This is a genomic window from Providencia sp. PROV272, from assembly GCF_049901975.1.
GTDB classification, from domain to species: Bacteria; Pseudomonadota; Gammaproteobacteria; order Enterobacterales; family Enterobacteriaceae; genus Providencia; species Providencia stuartii.
In genome coordinates this window covers 1609507-1633658 of sequence record NZ_CP096291.1, presented here as the reverse complement: position 1 = coordinate 1633658, position 24152 = coordinate 1609507, and the positions used below count along the sequence as shown (strand labels likewise).

General features: G+C 42.2%; 17 protein-coding genes. 2 read left to right on the top strand and 15 right to left on the bottom strand.

Annotation, left to right across the window (positions count from 1 at the left end; all coding sequences use genetic code 11):
* Positions 1-22: 22 nt before the first annotated feature.
* The 3 genes from M1E93_RS07275 to M1E93_RS07265 form a co-directional block, all read right to left on the bottom strand.
* Positions 23-919: a Dyp-type peroxidase gene (locus tag M1E93_RS07275; RefSeq protein ID WP_426207234.1), complete on the bottom strand. Its 897-nt coding sequence runs from the start codon at positions 917-919 to the stop codon at positions 23-25.
* 277 nt (positions 920-1196) lie between these two features.
* Complete coding sequence (locus M1E93_RS07270; RefSeq protein ID WP_004921336.1) at positions 1197-1793, bottom strand: RpoE-regulated lipoprotein; 597 nt, start codon at positions 1791-1793, stop codon at positions 1197-1199.
* A 93-nt stretch (positions 1794-1886) separates the two neighbouring features.
* Positions 1887-2318: a GNAT family acetyltransferase gene (locus M1E93_RS07265; RefSeq protein WP_014656314.1), complete on the bottom strand. Its 432-nt coding sequence runs from the start codon at positions 2316-2318 to the stop codon at positions 1887-1889.
* A 136-nt stretch (positions 2319-2454) separates the two neighbouring features.
* Between M1E93_RS07265 and hemF the strand changes: the two genes are divergently transcribed.
* Positions 2455-3372: an oxygen-dependent coproporphyrinogen oxidase gene (hemF, locus tag M1E93_RS07260; protein ID WP_004921339.1), complete on the top strand. Its 918-nt coding sequence runs from the start codon at positions 2455-2457 to the stop codon at positions 3370-3372.
* A gap of 155 nt (positions 3373-3527) precedes the next feature.
* Positions 3528-4676 carry a M4 family metallopeptidase gene (locus M1E93_RS07255; protein WP_060561143.1) on the top strand — a complete coding sequence of 383 codons (1149 nt, stop codon included), beginning with the start codon at positions 3528-3530 and terminating at the stop codon, positions 4674-4676.
* Between the two features lie 79 nt (positions 4677-4755).
* Here the strand turns inward: M1E93_RS07255 and rluF are convergent, their stop codons facing one another.
* The 12 genes from rluF to M1E93_RS07195 all read right to left on the bottom strand — a co-directional run bounded on the left by rluF (position 4756) and on the right by M1E93_RS07195 (position 23973).
* On the bottom strand, positions 4756-5631 hold the full coding sequence (gene rluF / locus M1E93_RS07250; RefSeq protein ID WP_004921343.1) for a 23S rRNA pseudouridine(2604) synthase RluF: 876 nt from the start codon (positions 5629-5631) through the stop codon (positions 4756-4758).
* 148 nt (positions 5632-5779) lie between these two features.
* On the bottom strand, positions 5780-7252 hold the full coding sequence (gene der / locus M1E93_RS07245) for a ribosome biogenesis GTPase Der (protein ID WP_004921345.1): 1473 nt from the start codon (positions 7250-7252) through the stop codon (positions 5780-5782).
* Positions 7253-7390: 138 nt separating this feature from the next.
* Positions 7391-8563, bottom strand: a complete 1173-nt coding sequence (gene bamB, locus M1E93_RS07240; RefSeq protein ID WP_004921347.1) for an outer membrane protein assembly factor BamB — start codon at positions 8561-8563, stop codon at positions 7391-7393.
* A 142-nt stretch (positions 8564-8705) separates the two neighbouring features.
* Positions 8706-9329, bottom strand: coding sequence for a YfgM family protein (locus tag M1E93_RS07235; protein WP_004921349.1), 624 nt, complete (start codon positions 9327-9329; stop codon positions 8706-8708).
* Positions 9330-9339: 10 nt separating this feature from the next.
* Complete coding sequence (gene hisS / locus M1E93_RS07230) at positions 9340-10632, bottom strand: histidine--tRNA ligase (RefSeq protein ID WP_014656316.1); 1293 nt, start codon at positions 10630-10632, stop codon at positions 9340-9342.
* A 215-nt stretch (positions 10633-10847) separates the two neighbouring features.
* Entirely contained in the window at positions 10848-11969 is a 1122-nt protein-coding gene (gene ispG, locus M1E93_RS07225; protein ID WP_004921354.1) for a flavodoxin-dependent (E)-4-hydroxy-3-methylbut-2-enyl-diphosphate synthase, read from the bottom strand.
* A 153-nt stretch (positions 11970-12122) separates the two neighbouring features.
* Positions 12123-13067: a cytoskeleton protein RodZ gene (gene rodZ / locus M1E93_RS07220; RefSeq protein WP_004921357.1), complete on the bottom strand. Its 945-nt coding sequence runs from the start codon at positions 13065-13067 to the stop codon at positions 12123-12125.
* A 193-nt stretch (positions 13068-13260) separates the two neighbouring features.
* Positions 13261-14442 (bottom strand): bifunctional tRNA (adenosine(37)-C2)-methyltransferase TrmG/ribosomal RNA large subunit methyltransferase RlmN, encoded by a 1182-nt coding sequence (locus M1E93_RS07215; protein ID WP_004921358.1) that lies wholly within the window; start codon positions 14440-14442, stop codon positions 13261-13263.
* A 152-nt stretch (positions 14443-14594) separates the two neighbouring features.
* Entirely contained in the window at positions 14595-15020 is a 426-nt protein-coding gene (gene ndk, locus M1E93_RS07210; protein ID WP_004921360.1) for a nucleoside-diphosphate kinase, read from the bottom strand.
* A gap of 243 nt (positions 15021-15263) precedes the next feature.
* Positions 15264-17585 carry a peptidoglycan glycosyltransferase PbpC gene (gene pbpC, locus M1E93_RS07205; protein WP_088499176.1) on the bottom strand — a complete coding sequence of 774 codons (2322 nt, stop codon included), beginning with the start codon at positions 17583-17585 and terminating at the stop codon, positions 15264-15266.
* Between the two features lie 73 nt (positions 17586-17658).
* Entirely contained in the window at positions 17659-22707 is a 5049-nt protein-coding gene (locus M1E93_RS07200; RefSeq protein ID WP_426207233.1) for an alpha-2-macroglobulin family protein, read from the bottom strand.
* Between the two features lie 327 nt (positions 22708-23034).
* Positions 23035-23973: an Rpn family recombination-promoting nuclease/putative transposase gene (locus M1E93_RS07195; RefSeq protein ID WP_154625620.1), complete on the bottom strand. Its 939-nt coding sequence runs from the start codon at positions 23971-23973 to the stop codon at positions 23035-23037.
* Positions 23974-24152 lie beyond the last annotated feature (179 nt).

Sequence of the window (24152 nt, the reverse complement as noted above, 5' to 3'; positions counted from 1 at the left end):
AGATGGCGGCAATAAGAATAATTTATAACGACAATAAAGTGTCAATTGAAGGGGCAAAATAGTAGCTTCCTGATACTGCTTTGGTCATGCGTAACAGGTCATCATATTTACCATCTTTTTCACCAAACATACTCAAAAGCTGCTGTTCAATATTATGGAGGCGCGCGCAATACGCAACGAAGAATAAACCATGTTTGCCGCTTGCCGTACCATATGGCAAGCTATGACGCATAATCGATAGCTCTTCCCCATCTTCTTCAACCACCACGCGAGAAACGTGTGAAGTCACATTACGTTCGCTTTCATCCAGCTCCACACTGTCTTTTTTGGTGCGACCAATCATTTTCTCTTGTTCTTGTTCAGAGAAACGGTCCCATTTATTGAGGCTGTGCTCATAACGCTGAACAAGAATATAACTGCCTCCCATATCAATGCCATCAGCAATTAATGCAACTTCAGCAATTTCTTCACCTTGTGGGTTTTCGGTTCCATCAATAAAGCCACTTAAGTCGCGCTCCTCAACCCAACGGAAGCCGTGGATCTCTTCTTCGACTTTAATTGCTGAGCCGAATGCTTTTAGTGCCGCCTGTGCCAATGAAAAGTTAATATCATGGCGTTGAGATTGGATATGAATAAAAATATCATGCTGTGTTGCTGGCGCTAACCCTTTACCTAATGGATGAAATGGTTTTAACTCAGGCGCGCTTTCCGGTGTTGATAGCTGTTTCCAGATATCAGAGCCGAAGGCCACTACAGCCCCTAATCTATCTGTTGGATACTGCTCTTGTAATTGAGTCAGTGTTTCAACAAAACGCTGACAACCTGTTTTTATATCAGCCAGAGACCCTTGCACCATTGCTTCAATGAAAATACCGAAACGGCTATGATCTTTCAAAATACCGCTCTGAGAATGAGACATGCTAATCAACCTCTTTTAAATAATTTATTATTTATGTCTAGCGATATAGTATCTCATCGATGACGATTTTCACCTGTTTTAACGCAAATATTGGCTAACATTTAGAAAAATGCACAATTTATTCTTAATAAGATAAGTGGGTTAAGAGGGGATCGTATATTAGGAGGGAATAACAACGTATTTTACCTTAATAAAACACGTTGTTATATCAATTAAATGTTTAGAACATAATCCAAGCTATCGGCCAATAGCTCTCTATCATCACGCTAAATCACCATTATTTTTTCCAAATAATTTGTGATACCGTCCAGCTCTTTAATTCATCATCCGGTGGCATTAAACCTTCTGGCCCTTGCCATTTACCATTAAATCGATAAATGATATGGGATGTTTGCGGGGCTACACATTCAACAGTCGGTTGATTATTAATTGGCTCAGCCATTTTACATGCGCCAAAAGCTTTTTCATAAATACCGCTAAATGATGAACCAATTTTCGTTCCCCATTCAGTTTTAATGTCAGGGTCATCCACAATAATACGTGAAACATAACCTTTTTCAGGGCCAATCACTTCAATTTTAACCGTCTCATCATCGATACCTTGAAACACGGTCACAATTTCACCTTGCTCAGTTTGCATCCCACTTCGTATCGTGTAACGGTTATCTAATCGCTCCTTGATGATGTCAGCTTGCATTGGTGTGAACCCTGTGATCTCCCCCACACCCGCTGCCTTCGCAGTAATAGGGCTACTAAACCAGTTCATTGGTGAAAGTGAAGACCAAAACCCCCCTGAGCCTGCACAACCCGATAGCAAAAACACACCACTTAGCGCGACTATCTGAGAAAGCTTCACAATTACACTTTTGGGCATAACATCCTCTATTTATTGGCTGACTGACTGCTTACTGTGACAACCTTTTTCTGAAAACATTCCAGTTTATAACGAAATAAACACACAACAGCATTAAAAATCCAAATCACGATCCAGTGTTTTTGTATAGATAAGCCTTGCTGGCTGCTCTTCTTCATATAACATTTTTTCGAACATACAGATAGCAGCGTCAGACTCCTCATTCACAAGGAACTCAATTCTGCCGCACCCTCTTGCTCGCAATTTTTTCTCTAAGCGACTAATCAGAGCATTGGCAATACCTCGGCCACGAAACTCTGGATGAACCGCAAGATAGCATGCCGTTCCTCTTATTCCGTCATATCCTCCCATCACAGTGCCAACAACCTCACCTGTCACTTCCGCAACAAGAAAAAGATCTGCACCACACTGGAGTTTTCGTTCAATATCAAGTTCAGGATCATCCCCAAACTCATTTAAATCACAGCGTTCCCACAATGTGATGACTTCTTCAAAATCGCTTTGGCGAAAGATGCGTATTTCCATGTTCATGACCCGTTTTAACTGAGTTTTCTGCCATTATCACCGCTTTTTGCGCACAATCAATATTCAATATGCCTTTTTTAACTCAAAAGGGTATACTTTACTCACTTTTTTTTACCAACCGTTCTATTGGAAAACAATGAATTACCCTGATATTTTTCAAGTAAAAACATTTTTGCTTGAACTACAAGAAACCATTTGCCAAAAAATTACTGAACTGGATGGTAAGGAAACCTTCCTAGAACAAACATGGGAACGCGCAGAAGGTGGCGGAGGCCGCAGCCGTGTGTTAACTCAAGGTGCTATTTTTGAACAGGCAGGCGTTAACTTTTCCCATATTCAAGGAACAAAACTCCCGAGTTCAGCAACCGCTCACCGCCCTGAATTAGCAGGTCGTAGCTATCAAGCTATGGGAGTCTCTTTGGTGATCCACCCTCTGAATCCCTATATTCCAACCACTCATGCAAATGTCCGTTTTTTTATTGCAGAAAAAGAGGGTCAAGATCCCGTTTGGTGGTTTGGTGGTGGTTTCGATTTAACCCCTTACTATGGTTTTGAAGATGATGTGATCCACTGGCACACCATTGCACACGACCTCTGCGCACCTTTTGGTTCAGAAACTTACCGCAAATATAAAGCGTGGTGTGATGACTATTTCTTTTTGAAACATCGCAATGAGCCACGAGGCGTTGGTGGGCTATTTTATGATGACCTAAACCAACCTGATTTCGAGACTTGTTTCGACTTCACACAAGCTGTTGGTCATGGTTTTTTAGATGCCTATGTACCTATCGTAGAAAAACGTCGCCACCATCAGTGGGGAGAAAGAGAGCGTCAATTTCAACTGTATCGACGTGGTCGTTATGTTGAATTCAACCTCGTGTGGGATCGCGGTACACTATTTGGTTTACAAAGTGGAGGACGTACAGAATCCATTTTAATGTCAATGCCTCCTTTAGTCCGTTGGGAATATGACTATCACCCTGAGCCCAATACCCCCGAAGCCAAGCTGTATAGTGACTTTTTAGTCTCTAAAAAAGATTGGCTGGCGAAATAAGTGTAAAAATCATTTTTTATAAAGTCGCCAAAGCACTTGGCGGCTTTAGTAACAAAAAATAGCAAAAATTATCAAATATAATTAATTATCAACTAGTTACACTCATCCCCTTGTAGCTTATAATTCCATTTCCACCCACAAAATGGAGTCTATTTATGAATCATATTCTTGGTCGTTCCTATCTTCCCCCATACCTTGTTGATCACTTATATAAAGAATCTCAATGCCAAAAGCTTAAATCCACACTACTTCATATCAATGAATTAATGAGCAGAGGCTATTCGACGGAAGATAAAGAACACCTAAAACAGTTATTTACTTGTTCAGTCCGCCCAGGTACAAACTACGAACGCATCATCCGCGATGCACAGGAAAAAGCATTTTTACCTAACCATACCCATTCTAACCTACCTATCTGCTCTCGTTCTGACCTTTCACTGGAGCCTACCTATCCGAGTCCTGATGAACTTCATATGCCCCATGAAGACTATCTTATTGTTATGAAAGAAGGTGATCCTGCACAACCATACACACCCGTACAGATTGTTTATGATTCTATTGGCTATGTTAGGCAGTTTTATAAAGAGAAGCTCAACATTGATAAGATCTTTGGTTGTGATTCGCAAATCAATGCGGTAGTTCATTTCGACAAAAATTATCCAAACGCATTCTGGAATTCACAAGCTATCTATTTCGGTGATGGTGATAGTATCTATTTTGGCCCGTTTTATAATGATATTGATATTATTGCACACGAATTAACCCATGGGTTTATTACCTTTACGACTGATTTTGATTATATTTTCCAGTCAGGTGCCTTGAATGAATCCGTTGCCGATGTTGTCGGTATTATGGTTAAACAGTATGTAGCAAATGAAACAGCAGCTGAGTCCAATTGGCTGCTCGGTGAAAACCTTTTTATCAATAAAGCCAAAGCTCCTGCTTTACGTTCTATGGCCGCACCGGGAACCGCCTATCGCCTTTCGGAAACAAACAGAGACCCACAAGTCGGTCATATGAGAGATTACAAAAATCTATCTATTTTCCAAGACAATGGTGGTGTGCATATTAATTCAGGTATACCTAATAAAGCATTTTACCTGCTGGCGACAACGTTAGGTGGTTACTCATGGGAGGTAGCGGGACAGATTTGGATCCGCACTATGTTTGATAAGACACTTAGCACGCGAGCAACATTTGACGATTTCGCCAAAGCAACCATTAGAACAGCGACAGAAAAATTTGACCATCATGTCGTTAATCTTACTCGCAAAAGCTGGGAAAATGTCGGTATCTACGTTTAAGTTTGCAAATAAAATGCCCTGTCACTAACAGACAGAGCTTGTCAGCCATAAAATACGGCTGACATTTTAAAACATAAGGTTAGCGTCTTTTCTTTTTACGGCCTGGTTGAGTGAAACGTTTACGAGACGCAGTATCAGCCATTCCTTTAGGCTTACTACCTGCATTTGGCTTGCTACCCGTTTTCCCTGCCGTTGATGTTTTCGGTTTAGCAGACTTTTTCGGCTTAGCCTCTGATTCTGATTTTTCAATCATCTCAAATAGCTTAATTAGCTCATCATCTGTTAAGTCACGCCATTCACCTAATGGGATCCCAGAAAGATTCACGTTCATAATACGCACGCGTTCTAACTTAGTGACCTCAAAACCAAAATATTCGCACATGCGACGAATCTGACGATTTAACCCTTGAACTAACGTGATCCGAAATACAAAAGGAGCTTCTTTCTTTACTTTACACTTTTTAGTTACCGTGCCTAGGATAGGTACGCCAGCTCCCATACCACGAATAAAATCATCAGTAATAGGCTTGTTAACCGTGACTAAATACTCTTTTTCATGCTCATTACCCGCACGCAAGATCTTATTCACTAAATCGCCATGGTTTGTGAGAAAAATTAGCCCTTGAGAATCTTTATCTAAGCGACCAATAGGGAAAACACGTTTACTGTGATTAACATAATCAACGATATTATCTCTTTCCCCACTTTCCGTCGTACTCACAATACCAACTGGCTTATTCAGCGCAATTAACACTAAGTCTTCTTCATTCCTAGGTTCAATAAGTTGTCCATTTACTTTGACAACGTCACCACTAAAAACTTGATCGCCGATAGCCGCACGTTTGCCATTAATAAAGACATTTCCTTGCTCGATATAACGATCCGCATCACGCCTTGAACAAATTCCACTCTCGCTAATGTACTTATTAAGACGTGTCGAAGATTTAATTTGCATGGTTACCCTCTGTAATCTGCATAGATAGGGAGCCAAACGGTTGAACCTAGCTCACTTTAAATAATAACGGATAGTTATTAAAAAGCCGTAACAGAATAATTTGTTACGGCTTTTTCAGAAGCTTCACGTTGACGTGCGACTTCTTCGCTTAGCGTTTTTTCAAATGTTGCATTAAACGCTTACGTTTACGCAATTGAGTTGCTGTTAGCTGATTTTTCTTATTCGCATAAGGGTTTTCACCTTCTTTGAATTGAATACGAATTGGTGTACCCATCACTTGCAATGAACGGCGAAAATAATTCATCAGGTAACGTTTATAGCTATCAGGCAAATCAGAAACTTGATTACCATGAATAACAACAATTGGCGGATTATGACCCCCCGCATGCGCATATTTCATTTTCACACGACGACCACGGATAAGTGGAGGTTGATGCTCCTCTTCCGCCATCTTCATAATACGTGTTAACAATGCAGTACCAACACGGCGTGTCGCAGACTCATAGGCCTCTTCAACGGATTCAAACAGGTTACCTACACCACTACCATGCAGCGCTGAAATAAAGTGAATACGGGCAAAATCCACAAAGCCGAGACGTAGCTCTAACATGTCTTTCACATGTTCACGATCTTCAGGCTTCATTCCATCCCATTTATTAACCGCAATCACTAATGAACGACCAGCATTAAGAATAAAACCAAGTAGTGACAGGTCTTGATCGGAAATACCTTCCCGCGCATCAATGACCAACAACACCACATTCGCATCTTCAATCGCTTGCAGCGTTTTGATTACCGAAAATTTTTCGACCGTCTCGGTGATCTTACCGCGTTTACGGACACCCGCTGTATCAATTAAAACGTATTCACGCCCGTCACGCTCCATTGGAATATAGATACTGTCACGAGTTGTGCCTGGCATATCAAACACCACAACACGCTCTTCTCCAAGGATACGGTTAGTCAGTGTTGATTTACCTACATTTGGGCGCCCAACGATCGCTAATTTAATTGGTAACGTTGTTGGATCAAACTCCTCGTCTTCTTCATCAAACTCAGCTTCAGCCTCTTGCGCTGCCCAATACGCCGCGTTTTCTTCTTCCTCGGTTAGCTCGACTTCTTCTTCTATTTCAATGAAAGGTTTTAGCGATTTTTCGATTAGCTGGGTCACACCGCGACCATGTGACGCTGCAATAGGGTGGATTTCACCTAAGCCAAGTGAATAAAAGTCTCCAATTACACTGTCAGCATCAATACCATCCGTCTTATTGGCGACCAGATATGTTTTTTTCTTACGGCTACGCAGGTGTTTTGCGATACCTTCATCAGCAGGCATTAACCCTGCACGTGCATCGACCATAAATAGAACCACATCAGCTTCTTCAATCGCTTGTAAGGATTGTGCTGCCATGTGGGTTTCGACGCCTTCCTCAGTACCATCGATACCACCCGTGTCAATAATAATGAACTCATGCCCTTCCACTTCGGCACGACCATATTTGCGATCACGAGTCAGACCAGGAAAATCCGCTACCAGTGCATCACGGGTACGGGTTAATCGATTAAATAACGTGGATTTTCCTACGTTTGGACGCCCAACCAGCGCTACGACGGGTATCATTATTTGATGCCTCACTACTCTAATTAACTAAAAGAATCCCGGTTCTTAAACAAAACCCAACCAGAAAACAAAAAACGAAACGGTTCCTACCACTAGGAACCGTTGATTTTAGCGAGAAATTGACAGCTTGTCAGAAAATTAACGAGTTAACAGATAAACTGTTCCGTTTCTTGCCTGAACCATTAGCTTATCACTGGCAACAACTGGGCGGCTATGCAGACCTGAACTGTTAATTTTGTTTTGTGCTACAAAACCACCAGTGCTCATGTCTAACCAATGGAGGTAGCCTTCTTTATCACCAACCACAAGGTAGCCATTGTACATTTCTGGTGCACTTAACCCACGATTAAGCAGATCTTCTTGTGTCCACAGTGTTACGCCATCGCTCTTACGCACAGACAATACACGATCATTTTGGTCGACCAGATAAAGGTTTTCACCTGAAAGCACCATGTTATTGACAGAGCCGAGATCGCGTTTCCATTTTATTTGTCCTGAACGCATATCAAGTGCTGCGAGTGTACCGTTATACGCAATTGCATAGATAGTACCATCATCAATAATTGGCGTCATATCAACATCATCTAAGCGACCAATTTCTGTAGAGCTAGTCACTTGAGAGATACGTTGTTGCCAAATAAGTTGACCTTGGGATAAAAGTACAGCACTAACGCGGCCATTATCACCACCAACAATAGCGGCACCATAGGCAATACTTGGCGCTGATTCACCACGTAAAGACAATGATGGTGTATCCATATTCACTGTCCACTTGATTTCACCACTGTTCTCATCAAGTGCTTGCAACATGCCATTACTAGTATGAACAATAACTAAGCCATCATTGGCTACTGGGCGAGAGAGGGCTTCACCCGCTACTTCGACATCCCATACCACCGAGCCATCTTCTTTATTCAATGCAATGACTGTTCCGCGTTCAGTACCAATATAAATATGGTTACCCGAAACCGTTAACCCACCCGAAAGCAGTGCGGATAAGTTAGCAGAAAGAAAACCTGTGCGCTTAGAAAGGTCTACTGACCAAATTTCTTTACCGCTCTCCAGTTCTAATGCTTTCACTATTCCTTTACGATCGGCAGCATAAACAGCACTACCATCCCATACTGGCGATAGATCAGAATAAAACTGCTCTACACCATTACCGACTGATTTATCCCAAACGATCGTTGGAGTAAATTGGTTTTCAACCTGAGGAAGTGGTGCCATAACGATAGAATCAGTTTCGCTGGAACAACCGGCAAGTAAAGCTGAAGCGACTAAGCCAATCAAAAGTGTTTTCCGCAACTGCATAATAATCGTTTCCTTTCTTCTTATAAATTATACTCATCCAATTTCAAGCCGTATCCTGTTGATATCCATTGATTTCCCCCTATCGCGTATGTCTATCGCTCTAAGGGGGATTGGCCTACCGATTGGATACGACCCTAATAATTTAGAGTACAGATACGTTGTTCAGTTTAAGGGTAAGAAGTTCTTTAAGCGTCTGTGAGCCTTCACTATCTAGCCCTTGAGTATATGCAGCTTTTGCGCCTGCATTGTCGCCTTTATGAAGTAATGCATCTCCACGAACATCTTGTGCAGCAGCCTGCCATGCCTTTCCTTTGATGTTACCAACAGAAGCTAATGCTGCATCAGCATTCCCTTGTGCAAGCTGCACTCTTGCTAAGCGGAAATTAATTAAATCAAGCATATCATCGGTTTTTGCTTTAGTTAAAGCAGCAGACAATGATTTTTCAGCCAACGCTAAATCGCCTTTATCGACAGCCACTTGAGCCAACTCTAGTCCGATCATCGCGCTGTATACATCTGTTGTATCCGCAGCGAATTTTTGCGCAGCTTCAATACCTTGAGTAGAGCCTGAATGCAGTTCTTCGCTCGCTTTTGCAAACTGTTGAGCGCTTTCTTGCAGCATATTTGTTTTATGTGACTGCCAGTAATTCCATCCCCAAACAGCCCCAACCCCTAAAACAAGCCCGACCACCAATGCCACGCCATTGTTAGCAAAAAAGCGTTTAATCGCATCAACTTGTTCATTTTCGTTTGTATAAACTTCCACGTGCCTCTCCTTAACCTAACAGTTCAGCTAAACGCTGTGCCAATTGCTGCTGCGATACTGTTTCTTGCTCACCTGTTCGTAGATCTTTTACCCCGACTTGGTGATTAGCGATTTCCTCTTCGCCTAAAATCAACGCAACTTTAGCGCCCTGTTTATCTGCACGCGCTAATTGCTTTTTAAAGTTACCGCCGCCATGGTTGGTCATCACACGTAAGTTTGGTAGAGCATCACGTACTTGCTCTGCTAATAACAGCGCCGATTTTTGGCTATTTTCACCAAATGAGGCTAAATAAACATCCGTGACAGATTCATCAGCAATAAAGCCAGGATTTAGGCTTTCAACTAATAGAACCATACGTTCCATGCCCATAGCAAAACCGACTGCTGGGGTTGGTTTACCGCCCAATTGACCGACTAAACCATCATAACGTCCACCAGCACATACTGTACCTTGCGAGCCTAGCGCTGTTGTCACCCATTCAAAAACGGTGCGGTTGTAATAATCCAGACCACGCACTAAACGTTGATTAACACGATACTGAATACCCGCTGCATCTAACAATTTGCATAAACCATCAAAATGCTCACGAGATTCATCATCTAAATAATCAAATAGCTCAGGAGCATCATTTAATAACGCCTGTACATCTTGATTTTTTGAATCAAGCACACGCAATGGATTCGTGTACATACGGCGTTTGCAATCTTCATCGAGTTTTTCTTTATGCTGCTCAAGGAAGGCCACTAATGCTTCACGATAATTTGCACGAGCGTCTAAAGAGCCGATTGAGTTTAACTCTAACGTCACATGTTCGCTGATACCTAATGCGCGCCACCAGCGTGCTGTCATCATTATCAGTTCAGCATCAATGTCTGGCCCCGCCAGACCGAAAACTTCGGCGCCAAGTTGGTGAAATTGACGATAACGGCCTTTTTGTGGGCGTTCATGACGAAACATGGGCCCTAGATACCATAAACGCTGTTCCTGATTGTACAGCAAACCATGCTCAATACCTGCACGGACGCAACCGGCAGTATTTTCAGGGCGTAAAGTGAGACTTACCTCTGCTTTATCTGTGTCGTGACGGTCGATAAAGGTATACATCTCTTTTTCGACAACATCGGTCACTTCACCAATCGCTCTGCTAAATAGCGGGGTGTGCTCTACAATCGGGGTACGGATTTCACTAAAGCTGTAACCCTGCAAAATATTTTTAAGTACTGCTTCAATTTTCTGCCAGACTCGAGTGTCTGCCGGCAGATAGTCATTCATGCCACGAACGGCCTGGATATTTTTTGCCACGTTATGTCTCTATTTTTTCGGAATCGAATAGACTCGATTATAAAAGCGAAATGTCATTGGGTTCAATCGACAAACCACAATATTCCGCTTCAATCGGGAATATTCTGCTCTTTTTGGGTTTGTCCGTTTAATTTTTACATCAAGCTATGCGCTGAACCCCCGTCAAAAAGTCATAAAAACAAAAACTGGCCCTCAATGAGCCAGTTGTTTGACAATTATTTTTCGACTTGGTTTATCTTTATACGGTTATTTTCATCAAGCATTGCTGCTTTTGCGCGAATTTTCGCCTCAAGCTGATCAATAATATTGTCATTATCAAAACGCTCTTTTTGGCGAACGCCATCTTCATAGAAACCACTTTTGGTTTTCGCGCCAGCCACACCTAAAGTAGAAACCTCGGCTTCACCCGGGCCATTCACTACACAACCAATAATAGAGACATCCATCGGCGTGATAATGTCTTCGAGGCGCTGCTCCAAAGCATTTACCGTACCAATCACATCAAATTCTTGGCGTGAACAGGTTGGGCAAGCAATAAAGTTGATGCCACGTGAGCGGATCCGTAACGATTTTAGAATATCAAAACCGACTTTCACTTCCTCAACAGGATCCGCCGCGAGTGAGATACGTAACGTATCGCCGATACCTTCAGCCAACAACATACCAAGACCAATTGCTGATTTCACTGAACCAGAACGAGCCCCACCCGCTTCTGTAATACCGAGGTGAAGTGGTTGATCAATTTTTTGCGCCAATAAACGATAAGAGCCGACGGCAAGAAAGACATCCGACGCTTTAACACTGACCTTGAACTGATCGAAATTCAGCCTGTCCAAGATATCAACATGTCGCATTGCTGATTCAACCAATGCTTCAGGTGTTGGCTCACCGTATTTTTCTTGGATATCTTTTTCCAGTGACCCGCCATTGACCCCTATACGGATAGGAATGTTGTGATGACGAGCACTATCAACGACTTGGCGAATACGCTCTTCACTGCCGATATTACCTGGGTTAATTCGTAGGCAGTCAACACCATATTCAGCCACTTTCATCGCGATACGGTAGTCAAAGTGAATATCCGCAACCAATGGCACATTCACGCGCTGCTTAATTAATTTAAAGGCTTCTGCTGCATCCATCGTAGGAACAGACACGCGGACGATATCAACACCTACACGCTCAAGTGATTGGATTTGCCGCACAGTTGCTTCAACATCCGTCGTGCGCGTATTCGTCATAGATTGGACAGCAATGGGAGCACCATCGCCAATAGGCACGTTACCTACATAAATTCGGGTGGATTTACGTCTTTTTATCGGTGATTCATTATGCATTTTAATTTTACTCTCTGGACATCCATGTGCTCTTAAACACTGTTGTGTAGTTGATAATCATTGCTTCGATGACCACTATACACAAAAACGCAAACTGCAAACTATCACAATTCTAGTTTTAGGATACAGTTTGCGTCTTCTTAATTTGTGACTTTATGCTTCAGGTATTTTTAATTTAGCAGAACGATTCGCTTTAATAAAACGGCTTAAGTCAACCACATTACCATTGAATTTGATATCAACGTTTGCGGGCGCACCAATATTCAAGCGGTAAGGCAATTTACCTTGTAAATCCAAGGTGTCGCCGCTGTTCTTAATACCACTATACAAGACTTTATTATTCGCATCGCGAACTTCCAGCCAACATGAACCTTTAAAGCTCATGGTGAGCGCATCTTGAACGACAGGAGTAGCTACAGGCTCTTCCGTTGATTGAGTGCGATCAACGCTCACGGTTGTATTAGGTGAATTCGGTAACGGAACGGTTTTTACTGGCAAAGATTCAATTGGCTGATTCTCTGTCGCTTGAGCGGCGTTTAAGTCGACAAGGGTACCTTCACCTGTCTCAGATGTATTTGTTGGCGTCTCTGTTGACCCATTGGAAAGCTCAACTGGATTTCCACTTTCATTTTGCTGAGATATAAGCAAATCATTTTGATTTGCCATCGTAACAAATTCATTTTGTTGTTTTTGATGATCTTGCCACCACCAAATACCAACCATAGCAATCAAAACAATGACAATTAGCCAGGTTAGTTTCATTAACCAACCTTCACGCTTCTTACGCTTTTTACCTAAAGAGTAACTCTGCATTGATGAGACTGTTGATGCCGCAATCGGCTCATCATTTTTAAGTAACGCATTCAATTCACTTTCAGGCACATTAACCATACGCGCATATAAGCGCATATAACCGCGTAAAAACGTAGGTTCAACGCCAGCAGGTTTCACATCCTCATCGATTTCCCTTACCGTACTAACTTTAAGACACAGACGCTCCGCGACTGACTCTTGTGTTAATCCCATACGTTCACGCGCTTGAGACAATAATTTTCCTACAGTGATTGGGGTTTGTTCGGTATTGTTATCGATAGTCATTTGCTGGCAACACTGTTTCCGAGTGAATGAAATATAAAGCTATTTTTCCTTAGCTTTACTCGTAATAATCCTAATGTGATAATTATATTAATATCATCACCTACAAAACATTGTAGGTGATGAGGGCCATTTTGCCTATCCATAAATGACCCAAATGATAATTAGACCAAATATTTAGACTTTATCTATAACTTCAGACTGCTTTCACCTTAATAGGTTCCCCAGCCATACGTTTTTTCAAGGTCCGTTTTGTTCGGTCAATCACTTCTCCCGCCAACTGACCACAGGCGGCATCAATATCATCACCACGTGTTTTACGCACAATCGTTGTAAAGCCATATTCCATTAATACTTTTGAAAAACGATCAATACGACTATTCGAACTACGACCATACGGCGCCCCAGGGAACGGGTTCCAAGGTATCAAATTAATTTTACTTGGCGTATCTTTTAAACATTCCGCTAATTGGTGAGCCTGTTCAATACTGTCATTAATGTGGTCAAGCATGACATACTCTACCGTGACACGACCACCATTCGCATTGGATTTGGATAAATAACGTCTTACACTGCTCAGGAATGTTTCTATATTGTATTTTTTATTGATAGGTACAATATCATCACGGATATCATCAGTCGGTGCATGTAATGAAATCGCCAAAGCGACATCAATCATATCCCCTAATTTATCCAGCGCAGGAACAACACCGGAAGTTGACAGTGTGACTCGGCGTTTAGATAAACCAAAACCAAAGTCATCCATCATGATTTCCATCGCGGGAACCACATTATTCAAGTTCAGTAATGGCTCCCCCATTCCCATCATAACCACGTTGGTAATAGGACGACGACCACTGGATTTTAATGAACCAATAATTTTTGCTGCGCGCCAAACCTGCCCGATAATTTCAGAAACCCGTAAGTTACGGTTAAATCCTTGTTGAGCGGTAGAACAAAATTTACATTCCAACGCGCAACCTACCTGTGAGGAGACGCACAAGGTTGCACGATCATCTTCTGGAATATAAACCGTTTCGACTTGCTGGTCACCTACCGTTATCGCCCATTTAATGGTGCCATCTGCTGAGCGTTGTTCTTCAGCAACTTCAGGAGCACGAATTTCAGCGACTTCCTTTAGTTTTGCTCTTAACGCTTTATTAATATCTGTCATTTGATCGAAATCGTCATAACAGTAGTGATAAATCCATTTCATGACTTGATCGGCACGGAATGGTTTTTCACCCATTTGCGCAAAAAATTCACGCATCTGCTTGCGATTCAAATCCAGCAGGTTAATTTTTTGTGTGTTGTTTTCTGGTGTGACAGAAATAGCGGAGGAAGTTGCACATTGTGCACTGGTTGTCATATCGGACATGTTAAGTTGCCTCGTTGTTACACTTTCGGCGAGTGCTACTTTGGTAGCACAACGTTCATAATAAAATCGCCCTGTTAACAATTATATTAACAGGGCGTCGCATTGTACAAACTTTATAAGAATAATGCTAATGCATTACACTAGTTTACCAATTAGCGTGGGCAGATTTCGTCTTCAGTGAAGAAATACGCGATTTCGCGGTTTGCTGATTCAACAGAATCTGAACCGTGAACCGCATTCTCAGTGAAGCTGTCTGCATAGTCAGCACGTAGAGTACCTGCCAGTGCATTATCTGGATTAGTTGCACCCATTAGGTCACGGTGACGTTGAACTGCGTTCTCGCCTTCTAGTACTTGCAGCATAATTGGACCAGAAGTCATGAATTCAACCAGACCTTCAAAGAAAGGGCGGCCTTTGTGCTCTGCGTAGAAACCTTCTGCTTGCTCACGAGTCAAATGCAACATTTTGGCGGCAACGATTGAAAAACCAGCGCTTTCAAAACGATTATAGATTGCACCAATAGCATTTTTCTTCACTGCGTTTGGTTTAATAATAGAAAATGTACGTTGAACCGTCATAAATAACCTCTTAGCGATATCGTGACTTTTACTTTTGTATTCTTAACTTTCATGTTAATCAAAACACAAAGTAGATGTCAGTTGTAGTTTTTTATATTGTTTATCTTCTGATGACGAGCAGCAGAAATTAAGGCGTTGATTATAGGGGCTACGATTACAATTTCCTACAGTCACATCAACATTTTGTTAAACTTTTTATAGCAAAAAACACTATTTTTTTGACTCAGTCACACTTTTTATTTGTTACTTGACTTTAAAATTAACTGACGTGACTTGCCCACCAAGATCTAATACCGAAATTTGATAGTTTCCTGCCTTATCGAAGGTCAGTAAAACGCTACCATTGTGCTCAGTCTCTTGGATCTGTTCACCATTTAAAAACCACCATTGCTGCCCTTGCCCACCTTGTGTCATTAGACGCACATCCAAACTCGTTTTTCCTGGTAGCCGTTGCAGAATTTCCCCATCACGGATGCCCGAAATAAACAAAGGTGGTGTTTCCGTACGCAGTGGAGGACAGGACGAGTCGATTGGCGGTAAACGATTTATCCGTTTTTCACTCTGTGGTAACCAAGACTCTAAGGTAATCGGCCACAAATAAACCTCTTTTTCCACTGCATTAGAGCAATCAGGAGCAACCTGCAACCCTTGTTCATTTACCCATATTTTCTGACGTAACCCCAATAATGATTCTTGATCTTTCGCCATTAATGTTGGCGGGATCGTATTATCTAAAATCCAACTTAAACGGCGTTGCCGACAATTACTATCCCCTTCTGGTAATACAGTGCCGCTAGGCCAACAGATCATCGCTTGACTGACCGTTGATGGCTTGGTGTCTTTTGGCATCAATTGATTCGATTGATACAAACGCCCTAACAATAAATTATTCACTTGATTCATAATGGGGATCGCGGTCGCATAACCTAATTGCCCGGCAACAGGAGTACCATCGGGCCGCCCCACCCACACTCCTATTGTGTAGCGTGGATTTACCCCGATAGCCCAAGCATCTCGATAACCATAGCTAGTACCTGTTTTCCACGCTAAATTAACTTGCGCGGTCAAACTACTATCAGGAACAGGGCGCGCTTCACCACCCATAATACGCCGAATAATCCATGCCGCACCCGCTGACATTAATTGGCGATCACGTATTGTGTCTGTTGGACGATAGCGCAATGGCGACACTTTCCCTTGGCGAGCAAAAGCACTATAAGCCGCAACTAGCTCATCCATACGAGCGGCAGTGCCACCTAAAATTAACGACAAATTAGGTTCGCTAGCTAAAGGAAAACGTAATTCTGTTCCCACATTACGTAATTTCGCCGTAAAACGCTTACTTCCGTAAACGTCAAGCACTTGTACTACGGGTAAATTCAGTGAACGGACTAATGCGTCACTCACACTCACAGGCCCATTAAAACCGCTATCAAAGTTCCCCGGTCGATAATCATCGAAGCGTCGAGGCACATCTTGCAGTAAAGATTCAGCGTGGATCAAGCCATCATCCATCGCTAAAGCATATAAAAAGGGTTTCAATGTTGACCCCGGTGAGCGCCAAGCCGTGATCATATCGACATGACCAAAACGGCCATTATCTTGAAAATCGATTGACCCAATATAAGCTTTCACACTCATATCAGTATGATCTACTACCAATATCCCTAGCGATGTCTGCTTAGGAAGCTGGTTTTTCCAGTTAATTGCCATCTCTTCCAATTGGCGCTGCAACCCTGCATCAATGGTGGTTTCAATGACCGTTTCTTGTGCATCCTTGACAACTCGGCGCGCCAACAAAGGCGCAGAATTCGGATTTTTGCGTGGCGCTAACCAAATCTGTTCTTGTTTAATATCTTCAATTTTATCTGCTGGCCACACCTGATATTCCGCGAGTCTATCGAGCACTTTATCGCGTGCAGCTTGCGCTCTTTCGGGGTAACGGTCTGGCCTTAGTCGACTAGGTGCTTGTGGCAACACCGCAAACAATGCCGCTTCACCCGAGGTTAATTTATCAGGTGCTTTGTTTAAATAGACCCAACTGGCCGCACCGATACCTTCAATCGTACCTCCATAGGGAGCTCGGTTAAGATACATTTCCAGTATTTCATCTTTTGAATAGTGATATTCAAGTTGTGCAGTACGCCATAACTGTTTCAATTTCCCTGTTATGGTGCGGTCATGGGGATCGACTAACCGAGCAACTTGCATTGAGATCGTACTTCCACCAGAGACAATGCGCCCTGAACTGACGTCTTGCCACAATGCTCTCAGTAATGAAAATGGGTTAACACCGGGATGTTGATAAAAATGACGATCTTCGTAGGTCAATAATGCTTCGATAAACTCAGGGGAAACTTGATCCAGTTTTACGGGGTAACGCCATATTCCTTCTTTATCCGCAAAACGCCAAAGTGGTGTACCATCCTGGGCAACGACCGTGCGCGCCATCTCAACTTGTTTTATCGGCAATGGCCAAATCTTATCTGCCAGCAAAAATAAAAGAGGCAAAAAAATCACCAAGCAGAGCAAAACCAACCCAGCGCGTCGTAATCTTTTTTTCATAGATGGATATACCGCAAACAAATAGCCCTTATTCCGAAATCATCACGCATCCAGTATAAGGGCTGATTAAAGATTAACGAACGACTTCTAATTGGCCGTTAGCTTTACCTACCGCACGCCATTCAGGAACATACATCGATTCCACTTGTGGAGCCGGGATAGAATATACCCCCGGTGTCACGGCACGCGCCAAATAGACTAATGTTGTCGGTCTATATTGCTCAACCTCAACGGCTGCCACAAAGCGATCATCCCGATATTCCATATGGTTGACTTGTGATTGTTGCATATCATCAATCACTTCCTGCAAGTTTGGCGCAGTTTCACTCAGATTAGCACTACTATTTGCTAAGTTCTGGTTTTCAAGCTCTAAGCCAGCAGGCAATAAATCAACCACTAAAGCATCAGGTACTCTTTGTGAAGCATTAACTTCTAATTTCACCACGACCATTTCACCTGTTCTTAAACGATCGAGTGAAATTGGACGACCTTGCAGATCTAAATAGGTTCGTTTCACATTCAACACATTCGAACTTGGTGTTGGCGTATACAATGGATAACCCACTACGTTCAATTGGCCATACAACGTGTTCGTTCCTGTATTTTCGATACTATAACCTGTTTTTAGCTGCTCTTTAGTTAAAAACTCATTGATAGGCTTATCTGAGGTCATCGGTGGTTGTTGACCATTAATGACCGCTTTCCATGGGGTTTCTGTATTATTCACATAATAACGTCCCGCCAAGTACAGCGCATTGCTCTCTTGAGTTGAGAAGTACTGTTGAGATACCAAGTTGTTTGAAAGCATTTGCAGTTTTTGATCACGTGCTTTTGTCATCAATTGGTATTCATTCAGTAACGCAACGATCATCGCATCATCACGAATGATTGAGCCATAATCCCCACTGTAGCTGTAACGAGCTCGCTGCTTTTTCAACCCATAAGCAATTACATTATCACCCCGTGTTTTATCGCCCATCAAATTTAAAGCGATACCCAACTGTACTAGTGGCAACCCACTATTGGCTTCCTGACTTCTTGAGTAGAGTTGTCGTAATGCTCCGAGAGGCGCCTTTTGCTGTGTTGCAAGTACTAAGCCCGCATAGGCTTGGGCTGCAAAACGTGCGGCTGATTGATCATCTACATAGGGGTAATTAATTTGATTACCATCTTGTAAATAGCTCAATAAACGACTATTAGCATTGGTTAATGCCTCTTTCGGCACCGCATAACCACGCTGATTTGCTCGGTTAAGGAAATCCGCAGCATATGCCGTTAACCAGTACTCTTCTCTACCGTTACGATCCCATAACGAGAAACCACCATCAGGACGTTGCATGCTTAATAAATGAGGGATCCCCAATTCAATGGCTTTGCGACGGTCATCATCTGTCTGCGATTTTATACCTAACTTATTCAGCTCTGCTTGTGAAGAGTATAACGATGGATACAAGCCACTGATTGTCTGCTCAAGACAGCCATATGGATAAGCAAATAGCTCACGAATATAGCGGGCAATCTGCAATGGTGGACGGCTAGTTAGTAAAACTTGACCTTCGAGCGTATTAGGGGAGAGACCTTGTAAATTCTCGGTTGGTAATGACCATTGCTCACCCGGCTCAATAGCAACAGCATAAGAGACCGTTTCCGCAGGCTGTGCAGGGCGAACCCCGACTTTCCAACTATTGCTATACGCTTTCAATGATTCATCTGGCAAATCAATACCATTGATTGTCATTGAAACCTCACCCTGACCATAACCATAATCCGCGCGAACTGGCAACGTTACCGTTGTACGTTTACCTTTCACTAAGGCTAGCTCTTTCGTGGCGGCTCCTTCTAATTTCACCATTCCAGAAGCTTTAAAAGTCACTGTCACATTTTGTGTATTGTCCGTCGTGTTAGTGAGATCTAATGCGAAGTAAGATTTATCACCACCAGCCATAAAACGTGGCATCGACATTTGAGTGATAAGCGGCGCCGCTACCACGACTTTACTATCAGCATGACCAAAATCCTTCTCATTCCATGCTTGAGCCATTACGCGCAACTCACCATTAAAATCAGGGATCGGTAAGCTAATTTCACCTTCACCATTTTTATCTAATGTGACAGGTGCCGCCTGTTCCGCAATGATTTGCACTTCTGTAAGTAGCTTCATTCCACCACGATCTAATGAAGTATCTTCACCATCACCACCAAAACGTAAATTTGCTAACTTACCTTGGCCTTCAATGAGGTGACCGTACACATCGTACTGATCGACACTGTAACGTTTACGACCAAAGAAGGCGTCATACGGATCGGGCGTTTTAAAATCAGTAATGTTCAACACGCCAGTATCCACAGCAGATAGCAATACATTGACTTTTTCAGGTAATGGCTTGCCATCTTGTGCCGTCGCTTTCACTTTAACGATAAGGTCTTGGTTTGGACGCATTTGGGTTGGTGCTGAGAGCGCTAATCCAATCTTGCGATTTTCATCCGCTAACGGAAGATGAAGTACCCCAATCGCTCGCTTAACCGTTGCCTCTTTCGAGTCATCTCCTGGACGAACAACGACCGCAGTAATGTATAGGTCATGGCGAGCCCACTCTTTATTCACTGGTACCTCAATTTCCATTCCTTTTTCAGGAACATCAATTTCTTGCCACCACAGTGGACCATTACTTGATTCAAGTAAAATATAACCTTTACCCGCTTTTGGTGATTCCACACGAACTTTTGCTTTTTCACCCGGTAAATAAGCCGGTTTATTTAAACTCAGCTTAACTTGATCAGGGCGCACAGCCCCATTACCGCCCGTATTGTCTTGCCATGAATAACCGGCCCAAAACGGTAGACTGGTGACTAATTGGTTATTTTCATTGATAACCTCAAGACGGAAGGCACCCCAATCAACAGGAAATGAGACTTTTGTTGTCTGACCTTGACTAATCTTGATGTTTTCATTGGCCATCACTAAATCTTTTTGATCATAGTTTGATGTCCAACCACCACTTTCAGACCAATTCCAATAATAATCACGACGCTCATAAATTAGGCGTGCAGTTAAATTGTTGGCCTCTAATTTATTTCCGGCAGCATCAGCAAAGACAAGCTCAAACTCCGCTAAAGAATTTTCATCAACATTATAGCGTTGGGCATAGCGGTCAGTTCGATAATCATAAATTTCCTTTTTATTGAATAATGGGCGAATACCCACCATCTCCCTTGCTGGCCATACGGCTTGCTCAGCACGACGGGTCACCGGACGCCCGCCCGCCTCCAATAGACTAACTTGCGCAATAACTTTTATTGGGGAGCGTAAAGATTCCCAATTACTTTGTGGCACACTAATGGCGGTTTCACCCGTATCATCTAGCGTTAAATCGAATTCATCAAGCTTACGTTGCAACCCTTCTTCGCTCGCAAAACCAAATTCAAATCCAGGTAATTTAGCTACGGCTTCACGATCAGGACGAATAAATATTTGCCCTTGAAGTTCATTACCCGCGGCGGGTGCACCATATAAATAGCGGCCTTGAATATCAAACTCAACAGGCTGATTATTCAAAATAGGTTTATCTTTTGTAGTGACATCTAATGCCATGCGTTCAGGCATAAAGTCTTCAACATTGAATTTATAGTAACGTAGTGGTGACCCGTCACCTAAATCAAAGCGTAATGACCAGCCCCCCGTTTCCGCTGATTGAGGAATTTCATACTGGTATTGATACAAACCATCATGGTCTTTCTCAGGTTGCCACACAAAACTTCTAACAACCTGTCCATCCGTTTTTAAAACATCCACTTTAACAGGTTGCGCTTTAAGTGGATTTCCATCACCGTCGCGTAATAACCCATTAACCAATAACAGTTCACCTGGGCGATATAAGTCACGTGGCCCAAACACAAAAAATTGTTTTGCGTATCCAGTAGGGCCTGAAATATCAAATTCAGAGAGGTCTAAAGCAGGTTGAGTAAGGTCAATCATGCTCGTTTGCCCATCAAGGGTCGCTAGCAATAATTTTCCACCCGCTAATTTATCTAATTTGGCATGCCCCTCGCTATCAGTAGTCGCTTGGTTAACCAATTGACCTTTTTCATCAAGGATACGCAGCTCAACGCCTTTAAGGGCGGAACCTTTTGCGAGTGATTGCGTAAAAACATCAACCTGATCTTGATAGCTATGCAGTGAGACCCCTATGTCACTCAGGGTGAATACTGTTGCAGGGAACTGATAACTGTAGCTACCCGCTTTTTGCATGATAGCTAGGTAGACGCCGTCTTGCTGTAGCTCTTTAATGTCTTTTAAAGGTAGTAAAACGGTTTGGCGAGTGTTTTTATCAGGATTGAGGTCAAAGCGCCCTGTATAAGCAAGTTCGGTTTTATTGAGAAACTCTTCTGAATACCAATATTCATAGTTACTACGGTATTGCCACATTGACAGAAATTGTGGTAATTGCTTTTCGTCAATACGGAAAAAATTCACATCGACTTTATCTACATTCAGCGCAATAACGGGCAATCCTTGTGCTACTTTGCTCGGTAATAAGGAGCCTTTGCTTGCAAAACCAACTGTTGGGATAATCTGTGCTGTTTGCAGTTTTTTCTCAAATGGTTGCTCTATCGTACGCCCATTTATCGCCTTAATCCCTGTATTTACTGTGAGATTTAACTCTCTTGATGGCGGTAAGTGACGAAAACGTAACTCCATTTTATTATCGGATAGTTCCCAAGCACCATCCAATTTTCCTGATTTCACATCAACTAAGTTTAAATATTGACTAAAATCTTGCTCCTCATATAGCGGCACAGAGAAGGTGACAACCATTGCGCTTGCCCCATCTAGTTGCAACTCAGAGGCATCAAGAATAGTTAACTCTTTACCCGCATAGCGCTTCATCATTTCAGCTGCTGATAATTTCGGCGTAGCTCCCTTTGCCGCCGCTAACGGTGCCGTTTGAATCACTTTTTCTGTCGTTGCACTTTTTTCGGCTACGACGCTGTTTTCTTTACTATTTGTGTTGTCTGAATTATCACAACCTGTTAGTGCAATAACTGAGGCTAATGCTGCTACAATATAACGTTTTTTTGTTTTTAGACCCGCCAATGAAGCCCAACGAATATGTTGATTCATGACCGATTCTTCCTTTTATAGTTAATATATGGTGCTTTTACTTCCATCTATAAGTTGGAAGCTACAGAAATCTTGGCTGGATGTTAAAATAAGCAAAGACTGAGATAGTGCGTAAATCGGTTACACAATTTAACAGATTGTGCGATTAGTACCTATAAGACAAAGCGGAAAAAACCCTAACTATTTTAGGCATCAGTACAGATAAAACAGATATTAACGCACATAAGATAATCCATTAATGTATCAGTAGGCGGTGTTGTGATGATTTTGTAAGATACAAAGAAAAAATAGAGCCCTTCACATCAACAAAACAGGGCACCTGTCACATCACTGGAGGGAAATAAGTTCTTCTTGGCTTAGCCCTGTACTTTCCATAATTAACTCAAGGCTAATTCCATTTTTTAAAAGTGTTCTAGCGATAGCAAGATTTGCCTCATGTTTGCCTTTTTCAATGCCCTCTTCCAGACCTTGTTGATGCCCTTTTTCCCAGCCTGCTTTTACACCTTTATCTTGCAAACGTTGTGCAATATTCATAATAACCTCTTGATGCTTTTCAGTTTTTTCACTCAACTGTTGGACTATTTTCTCAACATTTTCTGCATCCATCGTAAAAAATAGATAGTTGAGAATAGTGATGACATCGCTATCAGTATTATAGTGATTATTGAGCGCTTGAGCCAATAGGGAGATCACATGCTCACTTTCCTCCCGCAAATGCTTATGTTTCATAGCCAATTCCATAATTGCAACCTTACGATAATTAACAATTTCATTATCATCAATAACCGTGACATCGACTAAAGGAAAAGAACGTGTGTACAAGTTATTAGCCACATCCGCGAGAGGAAAACAGTCAGTCCATAATTGTGAATATGGATAAGGTGAACTCTCCCCGTGATAAAACAAAACAGGTACCACTAGTGGCAAGTTCTTATGCCCTTGTTGCAAATGCTGATTCATCGCTAAAAATGCATAATGCATTAATCGCCATGCCATCAATTTGTCTGGTGAAGATTGATGTTCGACGAGTAAGTAAATATACCCTTCTCCTTCTGTCGTTTGAACTGAATACAACACATCTGATAATCGTGAACGCAATTGTTTGTCTATGAAAGAAGAATTAGTGAGAGTTAATGTTTCAAAATCACATAATGCATGAATATGCTCTGGTAAATGAAAATGAAAAAAATCTTTAGCATTTTCTATTTGCGCCATGAAACCTTTAAATGCCGCATCGTGAGCTGAGTGTCGTTGTACTTTCTTCATTAGCGAACCTTATCTAAGCAGACCTATAAAAATCATTGTGATATTTATTTGCAGGCGATTTTGGTGATTGCCTTAGAAGGGAGCATCGTATTTTAAATGACCACTATAACTCGTCATATATTAAGTCGTTACTGACTACACTCACACTAGCCATATCGTTATCGACACAGCAATATTTA